The following is a 19287-nucleotide window of genomic DNA, read 5'->3' on the forward strand; positions in this document are numbered from 1 at the left end:
CGAACCGCTGCTCCGAAAGTGGGTCTCTTGGGCACGACGGTGTCGGCTGACGCCCTTCAAGAAGCTCGGTGCCACCATCCGCGACCACCTCACCGGCATCCTGCGGCATTTCGACACCGGCCTGTCCAACGGCCAGGTCGAGGCCTTCAACGCCCAGATCCAGGCCGCCAAGGCCCGCGCCAAGGGCTATCGCACTGACGCCAACCTGATCGCCATCAGCTACCTGCTGTGCGCCAAGCTCAGGCATCTACCCCGTCACCCTTGGCTCCATGCTCCCCATCAGACATGAACCGTTTCCACTGGAATCGCGATTGAGCCCGATTCTGCCGCTGCGGGCGCAGCGTCCTCGTTGGTGAGGATGCCGGCGATCACGTCCAGCAGCTGGCTGGCAGTGAACGGTTTGGTGATGAAAGCATGGGCACCGGCATCACGGCAGTTCCGCATCGCATCCGGCGAGGCATCCGCACTGACGATCACCACTGGCGTCCGCGGCCTGGCTCCGGCTTGCATGACGCGCAACTGGCGCAGCAGATCCATGCCGCTGATGACCGGCATGTGCAGATCCACCAACGCCAGATCAAACTCACCATCGGCCAGTGCATCCAGCGCAGTCTCGCCATCCTCCACCGTCATCACCCGGTGCCCGGCCTTTTGCAACACACCTTGCAACAGCAGCCGGTTGGCCGCGTGATCGTCCGCCACCAGGATCCGCGCCGAGCGTACCCGGGCGCGATGACGCAGGAAGGGATCCCCGAATGCAATCACATTGGGTGGCGGTGACGCCTCCGCAGCCGCCTCACCAGCCGGCGCCCGTGCCGCTGGCGCCAGCATCGGGACATACGCATCCGCGGTTTCAAAAGGCAGCTCCACCCAGAACCTGCTGCCAACGTTCTCGCTGCTTTCAAAACCGATGCTGCCGCCCATCGCTTCGGCGAGGCCCTTGGCGATGGTGGTGCCCAGACCCGTGCCCTGATACCGACGCGACAGACTGTTGTCGACCTGCTCGAAGGCCTCAAACAGCCTTGCCCGCGCCGAAGCGGGAATGCCGATTCCAGTATCACTCACAGTAAAGCGCAGCCGCACCTTGCCTGGGCCAGAGTCACCAATCCGCTCCACCTGCATGCGCACCTCACCGGACTCGGTGAACTTGATGGCATTGCTGAGCAGGTTCACCAATACCTGCCGCAGGTGGGCGGAGTCCCCGCGCAACCGGGTCGGTACGTCGGGCGCAACTACAACCACATATTCCAGCTGTTTGGCACGGGCGTTTGGACGCAGGATCAGGTTGATCTCCTCGATCAGCGCATGCAGATCGAACACATCCACATGCAGCTTGAGCTTGCCAGCCTCGATCACCGAGATGTCCAGCACATCCTCCACCAGCGCCAGCAAGGCACGGGTGGCGGCCTGGATGGTCTCCACATAGCCACGCTGCTCCGGATCCAGCCGGGTACTGGACAGCAGCTCCGACATCCCGGAAATGCCGTTGAGCGGCGTCCGGAACTCGTGACTCATATTGGCCAGAAAACGGCTCTTGGCCTCATTGGCACGACGCGCCTCGTCCACGGCGCGGGTCAGCGCCTTCAGCAGCGACAGGAAATACATTGGCACTGCCGCCAGCCCCAGCAGCAGGCCCCATGACAGGTAACCGTTCTGTCGCCAGAACGGCGTCAGCTGCACCATCGTGCCGAACGACAATACGGCAAGCGCAGTGGCGGCATACAGATACATCGGCCCATAGCGCATGCCATTGCCGATGGTCACCCACAGATAGACCGCATACAGGGGCGCCGCTGGTTCTCCTTGCAGATACATCACGCCGCCCATTGCGGCATAGTCGGCCAGCATGCCGATCCAGCGACGCACATGCGAGGGCGCTGGTCGGTACAGGATCGCCACCAGCAGCCCCAGCGAAAGCAACAGCTCGCCCAGCAGGATCAGCCAGGTAAGCCAGAGCGCAGGCCGCAAGTCGCCTGCTCCGACCTCGATCCCGAGATAGAGCGAAAACAGCGCGGTAATGACGATCCGCACCAGCACCTGGCCGTGCTCACTGTCGGCACGCCCACGCAAGCGGTCACGAAGGGCAGAAAAAATAGCCATCAGCTCAGCGCCATTCGATCCGGGGGGCGACCTGCGAATAGCGCTCGCAGATTTCGCGCAGCCGCGGCAGATCGGCCTGCAACGCACGCACGCAGGCCGGGTCGAACAGGCTGCCGCTGCGGGTGACGATGAACTCCAGGGCCTGTTCTAACGGCCACGGCTGTTTGTAGGGACGCGGCGACAGCAGCGCGTCGAGCACGTCGGCCACGGTGACGATGCGGGCCTCCAGCGGGATCTGCTCGCCTTTGAGCCCATCCGGATAGCCGCTGCCGTCCCAGCGCTCATGATGGCGCAGGGCAATCTGTGCCCCCACCTGGATGAACCGGTTGTGGCTGTCCTTGAGCAGGTCATACCCGATCAACGGGTGCTGCATCATGCAGGCCCGCTCAATCTCGTCCAGCGGCCCCGGTTTCATCAGGATGGCATCCGGAATGGCGATCTTGCCGATGTCATGCAAGGGCGCGGCCAGCTCGATCAGACGAACCTGATCTTCCGGCAACCCCAGCCCCTCGGCGATATAGCCAGAGATATGCGCCATCCGCTCCAGAAAGGCGCTGGTGCCGGCATCACGCAGCTCGATGGCACGTGCCAGCCGTGACAGCGTCTCGCGCTCGCGCTCCTCCACCTCGTGCATGCTGGCCAGCAGTCGCTGCTCCAGCGACAGCGCCCGCTGTTTGACGGAGACCGCCTGCTGGCGAAACTGCAGCAGATTACGGCAGCGGGCACGCACGTCGCGCGGCCGGATCGGCTTGAGGATGAAATCGATCACCCCGGCATCCAGCGCCGCCTGCCGCACCGGCTCGTCGCCAACCACGGTGACCAGCACGATCGGCACATCGCGGTTATGCAACGGCTTGCGGATGGCGCGGGCCAGCTGCAACCCATCCATGCCGGGCATGCGGTAATCCAGCAACAGCAGATCCGGGTGATTGTGTTCGCACCAGCGCAGCGCTTCCTGCGGGTCGCCGAAATCGTGCGCCTGGATCTGCGGCCCCAGATCCTGTAGCACATGCCGCATCAGGGTGCGGGCAGAAGGCTGATCGTCAACAATGACCACATCCATGGAGCGCCTCCTCTCTTCATGGCGGAACGCTGAACCTCCAGGGGTCCGGCCATCCTTACTCCATTCTTTGATATTGGCAAGCGAGGGAGGCACGACCCGTGCGCCAAGTCGCGGTTTTTACCCCCCGCCGGTCGGCCGCATGTAGGGGAACAGCAACACGTCGCGGATCGACGAAGACCCGGTCAGCAGCATCACGAAGCGGTCGATCCCCACCCCCAGCCCGCCAGTCGGGGGCAGCCCCACCTCCAGCGCCCGGATATAGTCGGCATCGTAGTGCATCGCCTCGTCGTCACCGGCGTCCTTGGCCGCCACCTGCGCCCGGAACCGGGCGGCCTGGTCTTCGGGATCGTTCAGCTCGGAGAAGCCGTTGGCCAGTTCCTTGCCGCCGATGAACAGTTCGAAGCGGTCGGTGATACCCGGCTCGTGATCGCTCTCACGGGCCAGCGGGCTGACCTCGACCGGATAGTGCGTGATAAACGTCGGCTGAATCAGACTGCCTTCGACGGTTTTCTCGAAGATCTCCAGCAGCAGCTTGCCCCAGCCGTAGTCCGGCTTAACCGGGATCTTCAGCCGCGCACAGTGCGCGGCAAGGGCCTCGCGATCGCGGCAGTCGGCGACGGAAATCTCCGGATTCCGTTCGCGCACCGCCTCGTCGAGCCGCCAGCGGCGGAACGCAGGCCCGAGATCAATGGTGTTGCCGTCCCACTCGAATACAGTGGTGCCCATCGCCTCGCGCGCCACGTCGCGCATCATCGTTTCGGTCAGATCCATCACCTCGGTGTACGTGGCGTAGGCCTCGTACAGCTCCAGCATGGTGAACTCGGGGTTGTGGCGGGTGGACACACCTTCATTGCGGAAGTTGCGGTTGATCTCATAGACCCGCTCCAGGCCACCGACCACCAGACGCTTGAGGTACAGCTCCGGCGCCACCCGCAGGAACAGGTCGATGTCCAGGGCATTGTGGTGGGTGATGAATGGACGTGCGGTGGCGCCACCGGCGATGTAATGCATCATCGGCGTCTCCACTTCCAAAAAGCCCCGCGCATCCAGCCAGCGCCGGATCGCGGCGATGATCCGCGAGCGCGCGACGAACACGTCGCGCACCTCGGGATTGACGATCAGATCCACGTAGCGCTGGCGGTACCGCTGCTCGACATCATTCAGGCCGTGGAACTTGTCGGGCAACGGCCGCAATGACTTCACCAGCAACCGGAGCCGATCCACCTTGACCGACAGCTCGCCGGTCTTGGTCCGCATCAGCCTGCCTTCGGCGGCCACGATGTCACCGATATCCCAGCCCTTGAACGCCTCGTAGGCTTCGCCCAGCGCATTGGCCTGCAGGAACAGCTGGATGCGGCCACTCATGTCCTGCACGGTGGCGAACGCTGCCTTGCCCATCACCCGTTTGGCCAGCATGCGGCCGGCGATCGCCACCCGGCGGCCGCTGGCCTCCAGCGCCTCGCTGGTCCAGCGGTCGGCATCGGCGTACTCGGCCTGCAGGGCGCCGGCATAGTCGGTGCGGCGGAAATCGTTGGGGAAGGCAACACCCTGACTGCGCAGCGCCGCCAGTTTGGCACGGCGCTCGGCAATCAGGCGGTTTTCGTCAGTGGCGGGGGTATCGGTGGCGTCAGTCATGGGAAAGGCAAGGGCCGACCGCCCACGATGAGCGGCCTATCGAGACAGAAGAAAAGGCCGGAAAGCATATCAGAGCCGCTTCCGGCAACGACCCGGTGAGGCGCGACGAAAATCCGACAATGGAATGGCATTGCTTTTGCTTGGTATGGCACAGACCCCACGGGAGTCCGACACCATGCCTGCCCCTGCCGCCCTGCGCCTTGCCCCGCTGCTGATACTGGCACTGTTGCTCCCCGCCGTGCCTGCTGCCGCCCCGGACGCCCGACCCGCGCAGACCACAGCCGAGCAGCTCAGCCAATGCCTGAGCCTGCACAACCGCCTGCACCAGCAGGCACAGGCCTTGACCGCACTGCAGGCGCGCAGCCGGATCGACGCCACCCGGCACGCCCTGGAAACGCTGCAGCAGGCCCGGGAGATTGAACGTCTGCAGGCTGAAAAACGCCAGCTGGCTTACCTGGCGGCCATCGCCATGCTGACGCTACTGCTGGCCCTGGTCAGCGGCGCCGGGCTGTGGCTGCGCAAACGTCATCTCGAGCTGCGTGTCCTCAGTGAAGTGGATGCGCTGACCGGTCTGAAGAACCGCCACGCGGCCAACCGCATGCTGGATGCCCTCGCAAGCCAGCCCACCCAGGCCGATGCCCGGCATGTGGTGTTCCTCATCGACGTGGATCATTTCAAGCAGATCAATGACGGCTACGGCCACGCCGCTGGCGATCAGGTGCTTTCGGCCATGGCGGCGCGCCTGAAGTCCGCCTGCCGTCCCACCGACCTGGTGGCGCGCTGGGGCGGCGAAGAGTTCCTGGTTGCCTGCCCCAATCTCACTCGTGAACAGGCCGAACAGGTGGCCGCGCGCCTGCGTCGGGCAATGGCCTACACCTTCGAGACCGCCCACAGCAAGCGCATGGTCACGGTCTCGCTGGGGCTGGCGCCGATTCCACTGCATGCCAACGGCAGCGGCAGCCCGAGCCGACGCTGGGACTATGCGCTACGGATGGCCGACCGGGCCCTGTATGCCGCCAAGCGCCACCGCGATGCCTGGGTGGGCTACTGGAGCGCGGATCTGCCCGACGAAGCGACCGCCGAGGCCGTGCTGGAGCAGCCAGACGCCGCAACTGGCCTGGTCAGCGTGCTCTCCAGCGTGCCGCGACTGGTCAAAAGCGCCCCGGAGATGGCCCGCGCCCGCAGTCTGCGTGCCCTGCGCGCGCAAGCCGGATGATCGCGCACTGACTGTTGCGCCAACCAGCCACATGCCTGGCCGGCACGGCCGCTGATGGCAGCACAGGGGGCTTCAGGCGGCGTCGGTGCGCTTGGCGCCCGCTTCCAGCCCCATCTTCAGGCTGGCTTCGACAAACTCGTCGAGATCGCCATCCAGCACTTTCTGGGTGTCGCTGCGTTCGATACCGGTGCGCAGATCCTTGATCCGGCTCTGGTCGAGCACGTAGTTGCGGATCTGGCTGCCCCAACCGATGTCGGACTTGCTGGCCTCCAGCGCGTCCTTTTCGGCATTGCGCTTCTGCATCTCCAGCTCGTACAGCTTGGCTTTGAGCATCTGCATGGCGCGCTCGCGGTTGGCGTGCTGGCTGCGCTCGGTCTGGCACGCCACCACCACGCCGGTCGGCACGTGGGTGATGCGCACCGCCGACTCGGTCTTGTTCACGTGCTGGCCACCCGCACCGGACGAACGGTACACGTCGGTCTTGAGATCGGCCGGGTTGATCTCGATGTCGATGTCGTCGTTCACCTCGGGCGAGACGAACACGCTGGTGAAACTGGTGTGGCGGCGATTGTCGGAATCGAATGGGCTCTTGCGCACCAGCCGGTGCACGCCGGTTTCGGTTTTCAGCCAACCATAGGCATAGTCACCCTCGACCCGGAACGTCGCCGACTTGATGCCGGCCACTTCGCCAGCGCTGACTTCCAGCAACTCGGTCTTCCAGCCGCGCGATTCGCACCAGCGCAGATACATGCGCAACAGCATCTCGGCCCAGTCCTGCGCCTCGGTGCCACCGGCGCCGGCCTGGATGTCCACGAATGCATTGGCGGCATCCATCTTGCCTGAGAACATGCGCTGGAACTCGATCTGCTCCACGCCTTTCTGGTAGCGATCGACGTCGGCAGCCACCGCCAGTGCGGTTTCCTCGTCGTTTTCCAGTTCGGCCAACTCCAGCAGCTCAGCCGCGCTGGACAGCCCTTCGCTCAGCTCTCGAATCCCGTTGACGGTCTTGTCCAGCAGCGCACGCTCGCGCCCCAGCGCCTGCGCCCGTGCCGGGTCGTTCCAGACGTCGGGATGTTCCAGTTCGCGTTCGACTTCTTCCAGACGCTCACGCTTGGCGTCGTAGTCAAAGATACCCCCGGAGCGCATCCAGCCGGCCGGTCAGGTCGGCGATGCGTGCTCGAATGGGATTGAGCTCGATCATGGCAAATCGGTTCACGGGAAAAACGGCCGCACATCTTACCAGCCTGGCCGCACTCAGGCGGCCGGCATACGATGCACCACCACCAGCTGCACCGCATCCCCACCCCGATAGTCATCCGGCACGAGACGATAGGCCAGGTGAACGCGAGTACCGGGCGGCTCGCCAGTCCAGCCGTTGAAGTGAATGGCGTTGCAGCGACGCCCGCCGGCATCCAGCTCCAGCTTGAGGTGTCTGTCTTTCAGAACGCGCCAGTCCACCACCTCGAATTCGCCATCGAACAGCGGCTCGGGATAGCCCTGCCCCCAGTGGCCGCCATCACGCAGCGCCACCGCATTGTCGATGTGCAGATCGGCCGGGCTCAGACAGCCATCGCTGTACAAGGTTTCGGTGAGCAGGGCCGGATCCAGCTGTTCGCAGGCCACCTGCACGAACGCATCCCGGAACACCGCAAATGCATCGCGGGCCAGGGTCAACCCGGCGGCCATGGCGTGGCCGCCAAACCGGGGGATCAAGCCGGGATGCCGGGCATCGACCAGCGCCAACGCATCGCGGATATGAAAGCCTGGGATCGAACGCGCCGAGCCGCGCAAGATGTCACTGCCGGGTTCGGCCGGGGCAAAGGCAACCGCCGGCCGGTGCAGCCGCTCTTTCAGTTTCGACGCCACCAGCCCGACCACCCCCGGGTGCCAATCCGGATCAAACAGGCAGACCGCATGGCGGGTATCCAGACCGTCCAGATGCGCCTCGGCCACGTCCTGCATGTCGGCCTGCACGGCCCGGCGCTCGTCATTGATGCCGTGCAGGATCTCTGCCAGTTCCCGGGCCTGGGCTGGACTGTCGGTGAGCAGGCATTCGATGCCCAGCCCCATGTCTTCCAACCGGCCGGCGGCGTTGATCCGCGGAGCGATGGCAAACCCGATATCGGCCGTGGTCAGGGTTGCAGCACGGCGGCCAGCCACGTCGATCAGGGCCTGCAACCCGGCGCACCCCTTCCCCGCCCGTAACCGGCGCAGCCCGGCGCCGACCAGCGCACGATTGTTGGCGTCCAACGGCACCAGATCGGCCACCGTGCCCACCGCCACCAGATCCAGCAGACTGACCAGATCGGCCTGCACGCCCAGCGCAGCGCGCAGGGCCAGCAGGACATAAAAGATCACCCCGACGCCGGCCAGCGCCTTGCTGGGGAAGCCATCCCCCGGCAGATTGGGATCGACGATGGCATCGGCCGGCGGCAGGGTCGGCCCCGGTAGATGGTGATCGGTGACCAGCACCTGCCAGCCGCGCGCCTTGGCCGCCGCGATGCCGGCATGGCAGGCGATGCCGTGATCCACCGTCACCACCAGATCGGGCTGTCGCGTCGCCAGTTCTTCCACCAGCGCTGGCGTCAGGCCATAGCCATGCACCATGCGGTTGGGCACCGCGTGGGAGACGCGACGTGCCCCCAGCAGGCGCAAGCCACGCACGCCGACGGCGCAGGCGGTGGCACCATCACAATCGAAATCCCCCACGACAAGGATGTGGGCATCGCGGGCGATGGCGTCACGCAGCAGCGCGACCGCCTCATCCAGCCCACGCAAGCCCTGTGGTGGCAGCAAGTCGGACAGCGCCGGCATGGCAGTGCGGGCATCACTGCCGCGGGCGGCATGCACCCGGCGCAGCAACGGGGGCCAGTGTGCGGGCCAGTCGCCGACCGGCTCGCTCTGCGGACGGCGAACGATTCGACGGACCGGGGTCATGCCGACAGATCCGCGAGCGGACGCCGCCACCAACGCCAGCGCTGGCCGGGGCGCAGGTCAACGTACAGACCGTCGGCGAAATCGAAGATCGCGCGCTCACAGGCCAGCGCCGGCAACAGCCAATCGTGCACGAGCACACGCGCATCACGCTGAGCGCGCAAATCGACCAAGGCATGCTCCACATCCTGCCGGTAGGCCTGCACATGCATGCTCTGCAGCTTGCCCAGGCGAGCAGCGCCGAGCACGGCCGGATCGTCGGAATAGATCATCGGAACCCGGCTGGAGACGGTATCGGGCAACTCCCCGCCCCCCCAAAACCACAGTGCGTTGATCGCCGGCCTACCCGCCGCCACCCGTGCGGCGTTGTGCGGATGCTGGTGCAGCAAGATCTGCACTTCGCTCTCCAGTGCCCGCCAGCGCCGCGCCTCACTGCCCTGCGCGGCGTGTTCAAACACATCATCCCCCAGGGCATCGTCCGGCGAGGAAAAGGCCGGCAACGTCGTTCCCCGCGGCAACCGCAGATACCAACGCGCCGGATGTGGGGCATCGAGCACGTACCCGGCCTCCTCGAACACTGGCTGCAACACGGGCAGCAACGCCTGGGCATCGCTGCTGTCCAGTCCCAGTTGCGCCCCTACCCCGAGCAGACGGGCCCCATTGATATCCGCCCGCAGGTGGGCCGGATCGGCACGCAACCACAGATGCCCACGCGTCGTGGCTTCGCCGGCATCCAGCAGACGTGTCAGCGCAGCCGCCGGCCAGCCTCGCGGCAGCAGATCAAAATGGCGGGCCAGCTGGGCCTGCTCGCCCGGTTCCAGACGCTGGCGATCGGCCCGACCCAGGGCCGCCGCCAGCGCCGGCGGCAGCGACACCTGTGCCAGCCGGGCGGTGGCAGGCAGCAGCAGGGTCAGCCGCCGCGCCATGGCCTCAGCCCTTGTACTCGACTGCGACGATCTCGTACTCGCGCACGCCGCCCGGGGCCTCGATCTTGGCGATATCGCCCTCGCTCTTGCCGATCAGCGCCCGCGCCAGCGGCGAGGAGATCGCGATCAACCCCTGCTTGATGTCGGCTTCGAGGTCACCCACGATCTGGTAAGTACGCTCCTCGCCGGACTCCACGTCGGCCAGCACCACGGTGGCGCCGAACACGATCCGGTCACTGCCGGCAAGCTTGGCGACGTCGATGATCTGGGCGTGCGACAGCTCGGCCTCCAGGTGCTTGATACGCCCCTCGATGAACCCCTGCTGCTCGCGGGCGGCGTGGTATTCGGCGTTTTCACGCAGATCGCCGTGGGCGCGCGCTTCCGCGATCGCCTCGATGATGGCCGGCCGCTTGACCGACTTCAGTTCTTCCAGTTCCGCGCGCAACCGCTGCGCGCCTTTGGCGGTGAGAGGTGCACGGCTCATGCCAGCTCCTTGTGCAGTTCTTGCAGCGAGACCACCTCGCCCCGGCTGCGATGATCCAGTGAATGCAGCAGGGCGCGAGCGCCCGCAACGGTGGTGGAATAGGTGACGCGCGCATGGAGTGCTTCGCGCCGGATGGAGAAAGAGTCGGCGATGGCCTGCCGCCCTTCGGTCGTGTTGACGATATAGCCGATCTCGCCGTTCTTGATCAGATCGACGATGTGCGGACGGCCTTCCATCACTTTGTTGACCCGCTGACAGGGTAACCCATGCGCCTGCAGATAGTCGGCGGTACCGCCGGTGGCGACCAGCGCAAACCCGCGTTCCAGAAGGGTTCTGGCCACATCCAGCACACGCGGCTTGTCCGGGTCACGCACCGAGATGAAGGCCATGCCGGGCTGTGGCGCACGGATGCCGGCTGCCTCCTCGGCGCGTGCGAACGCGGCCTCGAAACTGCGCCCAACGCCCATCACCTCGCCGGTCGAGCGCATTTCCGGCCCCAGGATCGGATCGACGTTCTGGAATTTGGCGAACGGGAACACCGCCTCCTTGACCGCGAAATAAGCCGGCACGATCTCCTGCGTTGCCCCTTGCTCGGCCAATGTTCTGCCGGCCATGCAGCGGGCCGCGATCTTGGCCAGTGGCCGACCGGTGGCCTTGGACACGAACGGCACGGTGCGGCTGGCGCGCGGATTGACCTCGAGCAGATAGATGGTGTCGGCTTCGTCACCATCGGCCACGCCCACCTGCACGGCAAACTGGGTGTTCATCAGCCCGACCACGTCCAGCGCCCGCGCCAGCGCCACCACCTGCTCGCGCAGGCGCGCCTGAGTGCGCGGCGACAACGAATACGGCGGCAGCGAGCAGGACGAATCGCCGGAATGCACACCAGCCTCTTCGATGTGTTCCATGACGCCGCCGATCAGCACATGGCCGTCGCGATCGGCGATCACGTCGATATCCACTTCCACGGCATTGTCGAGGAAGCGATCCAGCAGCACCGGGGCGTCGTTGCTGACCATCACCGCCTCGCGCATGTAGCGCATCAGGTCGGCATCGGCATGCACCACCTCCATGGCGCGACCACCCAGCACATAGCTGGGGCGCACCACCAACGGGTAGCCGATCTCGCGGGCATGCGCCAGTGCTTCCTCGATGCTGCGTGCGGTGCGATTGGGCGGCTGCTTCAGGCCCAGACGATCGACCAGCTTCTGGAATCGCTCGCGGTCCTCGGCGAGGTCGATGGAATCCGGCGAAGTGCCGATGATCGGCACCCCATTGGCTTCCAGCGCCTTGGCCAGCTTCAGCGGGGTCTGCCCACCGTACTGCACGATCACGCCCAGTGGCTTCTCCAGCTCGACGATCTCCAGCACGTCCTCCAGCGTCAACGGCTCGAAGTACAGGCGGTCGGAGGTGTCGTAGTCAGTGGAGACGGTCTCCGGGTTGCAGTTGACCATGATGGTCTCGTAGCCGTCTTCACGCAGGGCCAGTGCAGCGTGCACGCAGCAGTAGTCGAACTCGATGCCCTGGCCGATGCGGTTGGGGCCACCGCCCAGCACCATGATTTTCTTGCGGTCGCTGGGCGCGGCCTCGCATTCGTCCTCATAGGTCGAATACAGGTAGGCGGTATCGGTGGCGAACTCGCCGGCGCAGGAATCCACCCGCTTGTACACCGGCCGCACGCCAAACGCCTTGCGGAGCGCGCGCACGGCGGTCTCGTTGGTGCCTGTCAGTCGGGCGATGCGGGCATCAGAGAACCCCATCCGCTTGAGCCCACGCAGGCGCTTGCGATCCAGCCCTTCCAGACCGCGATGGACGAGATCGACTTCGGCATCGACCAGCGCCTCGATCTGGTCGAGGAACCAGGGATCGACATACGACAGGGTGTGCACTTCCTCTACGCTCATGCCGGCCCGGAAGGCGTCGGCGATGTAGAAGATGCGCTCAGGCCCCGGCTCCTTCAGCTCACGGCGCAGCCGAGTCATGCCCTCTTCCGTGGTGAGATCAAGCCCGGTCGGATCCAGCCCGGTCTTGCCGGTCTCCAGCCCGCGCAAGGCCTTCTGCAGCGACTCCTGGAAGCAGCGACCAATGGCCATCACCTCGCCCACCGACTTCATCTGGGTGGTCAGGCGGGCATCGGCGGTCGGGAACTTTTCGAAGGCAAAGCGCGGAATCTTGGTGACGACGTAGTCAATGCTGGGCTCGAAGCTGGCGGGCGTCTTGCCGCCGGTGATCTCGTTTTTCAGCTCATCCAGGGTGTAGCCAATGGCGAGCTTGGCGGCGACCTTGGCGATCGGAAAGCCAGTGGCCTTGGACGCCAGCGCACTCGAGCGCGACACCCGCGGGTTCATCTCGATCACGACCATGCGCCCGTTTTGGGCATTGATGCCGAACTGCACATTGCTGCCGCCGGTATCGACACCGATCTTGCGCAACACCGCGATCGAAGCATCGCGCATGCGCTGGTATTCCTTGTCGGTCAGGGTCTGTGCCGGGGCGACGGTGATCGAGTCACCGGTATGCACGCCCATCGGGTCGAGGTTCTCGATGCTGCACACGATGATGCAGTTGTCCGCACGGTCGCGGACCACTTCCATCTCATATTCCTTCCAGCCCAGCACCGACTCTTCGATCAACACCTCGTGAACCGGCGACAGCTCCAGCCCGCGCTTGACGATCTCCTCGAACTCCTCGCGGTTGTAGGCGATACCGCCACCACTGCCCCCCAGCGTGAACGATGGGCGGATGATGGTCGGGAATCCAACCTGGGCCTGGATCGCCACGGCCTCCTCGTAGCTGCGTGCGATCTCCGAACGCGGACACTCCAGCCCGATTTCAGCCATCGCCCGTTTGAACAGCTCGCGATCCTCGGCCATGCGGATCGCCTCGCGCTTGGCGCCGATCAGCTCGACGCCGTATTTCTCCAGCACGCCGTGGTCGGCCAGATCCAGCGCGCAGTTGAGCGCGGTCTGTCCACCCATGGTCGGCAACAGTGCATCCGGCCGTTCCTTGGCGATGATCTTCTCGACCGTCTGCCAGTTGATCGGCTCGATATAGATGGCATCGGCCATGTCCGGATCGGTCATGATCGTGGCCGGGTTGCTGTTGACCAGCACCACCCGGTAGCCCTCTTCGCGCAGCGCCTTGCAGGCCTGGGCACCGGAGTAGTCGAACTCGCAGGCCTGACCGATGACGATCGGGCCCGCGCCGATGATGAGGATGGTGCGAATATCGGTGCGCTTGGGCATCAGTGGGTCTCCGTGCGCCGGTCCTGCATCAGCGCGATGAACTTGTCGAACAGCGGGGCGACATCGTGCGGGCCGGGCGCCGCTTCGGGGTGCCCCTGGAAGCTGAAAGCCGGCGCATCGGTCAGCGCGATGCCCTGATTGGTACCGTCAAACAGCGACCGGTGAGTGACCCGTGCATTCGCCGGCAATGTCGCTTCGTCGATACAGAACCCGTGGTTCTGCGAAGTAATCATCACCCGCCCGGAATCGAGATCCTGCACCGGGTGGTTGGCCCCATGATGGCCGTGCGGCATCTTCACGGTCTTGGCGCCGATCGCCAGCGCCAGCAGCTGATGCCCCAGGCAGATGCCATACAGCGGGATCTTGGCCGCCAGCAGCTCGCGGATGGCGGCGATGGCGTACTCGCAAGGTGCCGGATCGCCCGGGCCGTTGGACAGAAAAACCCCATCCGGCTGCAGTGCCAGCACTTCAGCCGCCGGAGTCTGCGCCGGCACCACCTCGATGTCGCAGCCGCGCTCGGCCAACATGCGCAGGATGTTGCGCTTGATGCCAAAGTCGTAGGCCACCACCTTGAACCGCGGTGCCACGGTGTGGAACGCATTGCGATCCAGATCGAGCGTGCCCTCGTTCCAGCGATAACGCACCGGGGTGCTGACCACTTTGGCCAGGTCCATGCCTTTCAGCCCCGGAAACTTGCGCGCTGCTTCCAGTGCCTGCTCGACATCGGGCACCTCATCGTGCCGGGCAGCGGCCAGCAGCGCGCCATTCTGGGCGCCGCGCTCGCGCAGCAGCCGGGTCAGTTTGCGGGTGTCGATCCCGGCGATGGCTGGCACACCACGCGCCTGCAGCCACTCCGGCAAGCCGGTCTGACTGCGCCAGTTGCTGGGCCGACGTGGCACATCTCGCACGATCAGCCCGGCAGCCCACACCCGGTCGGCCTCGTCGTCCTGGGCATTGCAGCCGGTGTTGCCAATATGCGGATAGGTCAGCGTCACCAGCTGGCGGGCATAGGACGGGTCGGTCAGGATCTCCTGGTAGCCGGTCATCGCGGTGTTGAAAACCACCTCACCGACAGACAGGCCGGGAGCGCCCACGGAAATGCCCTCGAAGACCGTACCGTCTTCAAGCGCGAGAATGGCAGGAATGTTCAAGTGCGTCGCCTTGTGTCAGGTTGCAAAAAAGCGCCGAAGCGGGGGCACCGTTCGGAGCTGGAGGGTTTTCAGGCGAGCGAGGATTGTACCGGCGACGCCTGCTGCATGCCAGCCTCACGCGCCATCTCACCTCGACGCGTCACAGCAGTTCGCCAAGCCGATAGCGGCCGGGAGGGCGCCCATGCAGGCGTTGCGCGGCATGCAAGGCGCCGCGCGCGAAGATGTCGCGGTTGCTGGCGCGATGCACCAGCTCGATGCGTTCGCCAGTGCCAGTGAACTGCACCAGATGCTCGCCGATGATGTCGCCCGCACGGATCGAGGCGTACCGCGGATCGGCGCCCCCGGCCTGCGCGGCTGCCCCTAGCGTCAACGCTGTCCCGGAGGGGGCGTCGCGCTTGTGAACGTGATGCGCTTCGACGATGTCGCATGCCCAGCCAGGCAACATGGCAGCGGCGCGCTCGACCAGCGCATGCAACACCGCCACGCCCAGACTGAAATTGCTGGCCCAGACCACCGGAATCGCGCTGGCGGCGGCATCCAGCGCTGCCTGCTGCGCGGCATTCAGCCCGGTGGTGCCAGACACCAGCGCGGCGCCGCGCGCCCGGCACAGCGCCAGTACCGCGTCGAACCCGTCCGGCAAGCTGAAATCGATGGCGACATCAAACGCAGGCACACGGGCCAGCTCAGATGCCGTGAAATACGGCACCCCGTCGACCACCCGATTGACGACCGTGCGCGCCACCGCCGCAACGGCCTGGCAGCCACTGCCCTCCTCCCGGCACAGCCGCAACAAGGTCTGGCCCATCCTGCCGGTGGCCCCATGGATCAGTACACGCGTCGATGTGGTCATGCGCGCAGGCTAGCGGCCACCTGCACGACCGACAAGCCTTGCCAACGGCGATGGTTCACGCCACGGACGCCTGATTGGCCGCCACGCTCTGCAGCCGGCCGGCCACTTGGTGCAGCGCGTCCTCGAACGCCGTGGCAGCTTCGCGCACGATGACCTTGCCGAGCTTGGCCATGACCGCCAGCTCCTCCACCGAGGCCACCAACACACGGATGCCGCGTCGATTGACCAAAAGCAGCCGCGACGAGATCGGGCTGATCCAGGACACCTTGGCCGGCGCGAAATGCCCGTCTCCCATCTGCAACTGAAGCCAATCGCCGACTTGCAACTTGCGCAGACGCGCCAGCATGGCGGCATCGTAGTCCAACCCCGCCGTCCCCCCGACCACCTGCAGCACCGGTTCGGGCTCGGGGGCCTGTGGCTCTGCCGAGACCACCTCCGCCGGGATACGCGGGTCGGACGCCAGCGCCGGCTCGCCTGCTGCCAGTCGCGCCAGGGTGTCGTTGAGCGCATCCAGCGCCGCCTCGCCGGCATCGCCAGTGCAGCCGGCACTGGCCAGCATGGCCAGCAGTTCGGCTTCCGGCAGCGGCCGGGCGGGGTCGATCGGTTGCCGTGCCGCAGCCCGATCGAACGCTGTCAGAAGATCATCGACCGCCCGCAGTGCGCTTTCATAGCGCGGCGAGCCTTTGCCATCGCGCAGCGCCATCTGCACCAGGTGATGCGCCGCATGCGTGGAGATGAACGCATCCAGCACCGGCGGCAGTGCCCGCCCGCCGCGACGCCATTGCAGCTCGGCCTGCACCTCGGCCCGCGCCTGCTCCAACCGCTCGCGGCCGCGCTGGGCCTCGGCACTGCGCCGCTCGGCCAGCTCGAACCGCTTGCGGTGCTGAGCCATGAAGGCCCGCAGTTCTTGCTCCAGCGTCTCGAAGATCGCCACGTCCTCGTTGAACTCGGCCACCAGACGGTCAATGGTCTGATCGACCCGATCCAGCAGCTCGCGCTCCTGCGGCGCCTCGCCACGATTGCCCTCGCAGGCCTCGGCCACGGTATTGAGCAGACGGCGCGCCGGATGCTCCTTGTACAGGAACATGCGGCGATCCTTCACCGCCACTTTCACGTAAGGCACCAGCATGCGGCCGATCTTCTGGCGGATACGGTTGTCGTACTGCGGGCCATCCAGCAGCACGTCGAACAGCAACGCCACAAGATCGACGGCATCGCTATCGAGCCCGTCCAGATTGAAACGGTCTGCACCGACCCCGAGCTTGCGGGCGGCCTGCGCCATCTGCTCACGCAATTGCTGCGCCAGCGACTGCGCACCGCTGGCCGCCGGCGTGAACTGCATGCTGTTGTCGTGCTGCATCAAGGACAGGATGGACATCAGATCCTGGGTCGGCAGTGCCGGCCCCGCCTGACCACCCGCCGACACGCCGGACATGCCCACCGCCGCACGCCACATCTGCAACTGGCTGAGCAGGCTGGCAAACAGAGCCTGATCGGCCGGGCTCACCTGCATGGTGGCCGGCGCAGCGTCGGCCACTTGCGCGGGGCCGGCAACACCGGCGGCCTGCGCCGGCGATCCGGCCTCGGGGGCGGCAGGACGGGGACGCCCCGAATACGCGGACTGTGTGCGCTGCGGGGCGGACGCACGCAACGTCGGCAGGATGCCGGCGTTGGCAAGGAGGGTGTTGCAGTGCGCGTACACCTCGCCCAGCGCGGCGCTGAGCTCGCGCTCGAAATACTTGAACACGACGATGCGCAGGGCATCGTCCATGTCCAGCTTGATCATGGCATTGCCCAGCGCATCCGCCAGAAACGCCGGCCCAAGCGGGTTTTCCCGATCCGGCAGTTCACTGCGGGCTGCCACCACCGCCAGCCGTTTGCTGACCACCTCATAGGCTGGCCCATGCAGCCGCAGCACCGAGGCCGCCAACTGCTCCACCGCCAGCTGCTGCTCCAGCGCCTGATCCGACAACAGGCTCAGGCCGCCGCTGGCCAGGCCAACGGTGACAGGCGTGCGCTCGCGCAATGCCCGGAACCGGTCCTGTACCGCCTGCCGGAACGCTTGCACGATGCTGCCGCGGGCATGACGCATCGCTCGCAGCGCCATCATGCCTAGGGTTTCCTCACCGTTCTGGCTACGATCGAACAGATAGTCATCGACATCGGCGAGGGTACTGTCGAGCGCCGGCCCCACCCGCTCCAGCAGGTGCTTTTGGACGGCATCCAGCAAGCCGGCGTTAGGCGCGCCGGAAACAGGGGGGATTTCCGCGGGGGAACGGAAGTTCATGGCACAACCATATCGAAGGGAATGACCCGACGATGACAGTAGCGGAAAGCAGCACCGCGATTGTTGACGGGCTTCATGTTTCTACACATTCGCCCGTCCGTCTGTCATCCCTCTGTGACCGTTCATCCCCCGGTCAACTAGCGCCGAGTGACGCCACGGCTTAGGACACCATCCGATCCCAGAAACTTTTCACCCCATCCAGGAAGGTGCTGGTTTTGGGAGAGTGCCGACGCGCCCCCTCGCCTGCGAACGTCGCCTCGAACTGTTCCAGCAAGGCGCGCTGCTCCGGCGTCAGGTTGACCGGAGTCTCCACCACCACCCGGCAGTACAGATCGCCCGGCTGCCGGCTACGGACCGATTGCACGCCATGGCCGCGCAGACGGAAGACTTTACCGGTCTGGGTCTCGGCCGGGATCCGCAGTTCGACCTCGCCCCCCAACGTCGGCACCCGAACGGTGTCACCAAGCGCCGCCTGCGAGAACCGGATCGGCACCTCGCAGTGCAGGTCATCGCCGTCGCGGGTGAAGATCGGATGCGCGCGCACGCGCACTTCCACGTACAGATCGCCAGGCGGAGCACCGGCCGGCCCGGCCTCGCCCTCGCCCGCCAACCGGATGCGGTCGCCGTTGTCCACGCCGGCTGGAATCTTGACCGCCAAGGTTTTTTCCTGCTCCACCCGGCCATTGCCGCGGCACTGGCGGCAGGGGTTGACGATGGTCCTGCCGACACCGCCGCAGTGTGGGCAGGTGCTTTGCATCATGAACGGGCCGCGCTGCATCCGCACCTGGCCACGTCCGTGACAGGTGCTGCAGGTATCGATGCGACCATCCTCGGAACCGCTGCCGGCACAGGCCTCGCACACGCCCAGGGTGGGCACGTGGATGGTCTTTTCGACACCGGCGACGGCCTCTTCCAGCTCCAGCTCCAGCACATAGCCGATGTCGGCACCGCGGCGCGGCCCCTGTGAACGACCGCCGCCGAAGATGTTGCCGAAGATGTCGCCGAACAGATCGCTCATGTCGACGAAACCCGGGTCGGTACCGGCACCCGCGCCCCCCATGCCATGCTCGAAGGCGGCATGCCCGTACTGGTCATACAGACGGCGCTTGGCGCTGTCGCTCAAGACCTCGTACGCCTCCTTGCACTCCTTGAACGCCGCCTCGGCCGCCTTGTCGCCAGGATTGCGGTCCGGGTGGTACTTCATCGCACAGCGGCGGTAGGCCTTTTTCAGCTCTTCCGCACTGGCAGTGCGGGACACGCCCAGCACTTCGTAGTAATCGCGCTTGCTCATCTACCCAGGTTTCTCGCTTGACTGCACTGGTTCCGGCAGGCGGCCCCGTCACTTGCTTGAATCAGACATGGCGAACGCCCGAAGAACCGGGCGTTCGCGTCTGAC

General features: G+C 65.8%; 14 protein-coding genes. 2 read left to right on the forward strand and 12 right to left on the reverse strand.

From position 1 onward, the window contains the following. The coding region (locus BUA29_RS07750) for a transposase (protein ID WP_143148813.1) at positions 1 to 289 on the forward strand (289 nt) is incomplete at its 5' end. Here the strand turns inward: BUA29_RS07750 and BUA29_RS07755 are convergent. From BUA29_RS07755 to lysS, 3 genes are all read right to left on the reverse strand, one after another. Next, on the reverse strand, positions 280 to 2100 hold the full coding sequence (locus tag BUA29_RS07755) for an ATP-binding protein (RefSeq protein WP_072756039.1): 1821 nt from the start codon (positions 2098 to 2100) through the stop codon (positions 280 to 282). The two genes, BUA29_RS07750 and BUA29_RS07755, sit on opposite strands and share 10 nt — an antisense overlap. A 4-nt stretch (positions 2101 to 2104) precedes the next feature. Beyond that, positions 2105 to 3163 (reverse strand): response regulator, encoded by a 1059-nt coding sequence (locus tag BUA29_RS07760; RefSeq protein WP_072756040.1) that lies wholly within the window; start codon positions 3161 to 3163, stop codon positions 2105 to 2107. 117 nt (positions 3164 to 3280) lie between these two features. Continuing rightward, positions 3281 to 4798 (reverse strand): lysine--tRNA ligase, encoded by a 1518-nt coding sequence (lysS, locus tag BUA29_RS07765; RefSeq protein WP_072756041.1) that lies wholly within the window; start codon positions 4796 to 4798, stop codon positions 3281 to 3283. A gap of 175 nt (positions 4799 to 4973) precedes the next feature. On the opposite strand from lysS, the gene BUA29_RS07770 reads away from it, so the two are divergent. Beyond that, a complete protein-coding gene (locus tag BUA29_RS07770; RefSeq protein ID WP_178137909.1) occupies positions 4974 to 6014 on the forward strand; it encodes a GGDEF domain-containing protein in 1041 nt (346 codons plus the stop codon). 72 nt (positions 6015 to 6086) lie between these two features. Here BUA29_RS07770 and prfB read toward each other — a convergent pair. From prfB to dnaJ, 9 genes are all read right to left on the reverse strand, one after another. Then, positions 6087 to 7215 (reverse strand): peptide chain release factor 2 gene (prfB, locus tag BUA29_RS07775; protein ID WP_143148853.1). Its coding sequence is split into 2 segments (ribosomal slippage): positions 6087 to 7139 and positions 7141 to 7215, totalling 1128 coding nucleotides; the frame shifts between segments, so codons are not numbered across the junction. 53 nt (positions 7216 to 7268) lie between these two features. Further along, positions 7269 to 8951, reverse strand: coding sequence for a single-stranded-DNA-specific exonuclease RecJ (recJ, locus tag BUA29_RS07780; protein WP_072756043.1), 1683 nt, complete (start codon positions 8949 to 8951; stop codon positions 7269 to 7271). Next, the gene (locus BUA29_RS07785) at positions 8948 to 9874 is read right to left on the reverse strand and encodes a hypothetical protein (RefSeq protein WP_072756044.1); all 927 of its coding nucleotides are present in this window, start codon (positions 9872 to 9874) and stop codon (positions 8948 to 8950) included. Before BUA29_RS07785 ends, recJ begins: the two co-directional genes overlap by 4 nt. Before the next feature lie 4 nt (positions 9875 to 9878). Continuing rightward, a complete protein-coding gene (greA, locus tag BUA29_RS07790) occupies positions 9879 to 10358 on the reverse strand; it encodes a transcription elongation factor GreA (protein WP_072756045.1) in 480 nt (159 codons plus the stop codon). Continuing rightward, positions 10355 to 13603, reverse strand: a complete 3249-nt coding sequence (carB, locus tag BUA29_RS07795) for a carbamoyl-phosphate synthase large subunit (protein ID WP_072756046.1) — start codon at positions 13601 to 13603, stop codon at positions 10355 to 10357. The genes greA and carB overlap by 4 nt, the downstream gene beginning before the upstream one ends. Beyond that, positions 13603 to 14754 (reverse strand): glutamine-hydrolyzing carbamoyl-phosphate synthase small subunit, encoded by a 1152-nt coding sequence (gene carA / locus BUA29_RS07800; RefSeq protein WP_072756047.1) that lies wholly within the window; start codon positions 14752 to 14754, stop codon positions 13603 to 13605. The genes carB and carA overlap by 1 nt, the downstream gene beginning before the upstream one ends. Positions 14755 to 14893: 139 nt before the next feature. Further along, on the reverse strand, positions 14894 to 15604 hold the full coding sequence (locus BUA29_RS07805) for a 4-hydroxy-tetrahydrodipicolinate reductase (RefSeq protein WP_072756048.1): 711 nt from the start codon (positions 15602 to 15604) through the stop codon (positions 14894 to 14896). Between the two features lie 55 nt (positions 15605 to 15659). After that, positions 15660 to 17891 (reverse strand): DUF1631 family protein, encoded by a 2232-nt coding sequence (locus BUA29_RS07810; protein ID WP_084602407.1) that lies wholly within the window; start codon positions 17889 to 17891, stop codon positions 15660 to 15662. Positions 17892 to 18051: 160 nt separating this feature from the next. Continuing rightward, entirely contained in the window at positions 18052 to 19182 is a 1131-nt protein-coding gene (gene dnaJ, locus BUA29_RS07815; protein ID WP_072756050.1) for a molecular chaperone DnaJ, read from the reverse strand. Positions 19183 to 19287: the final 105 nt, after the last annotated feature.

Source organism: Thermomonas hydrothermalis, from assembly GCF_900129205.1.
GTDB lineage: Bacteria > Pseudomonadota > Gammaproteobacteria > Xanthomonadales > Xanthomonadaceae > Thermomonas > Thermomonas hydrothermalis.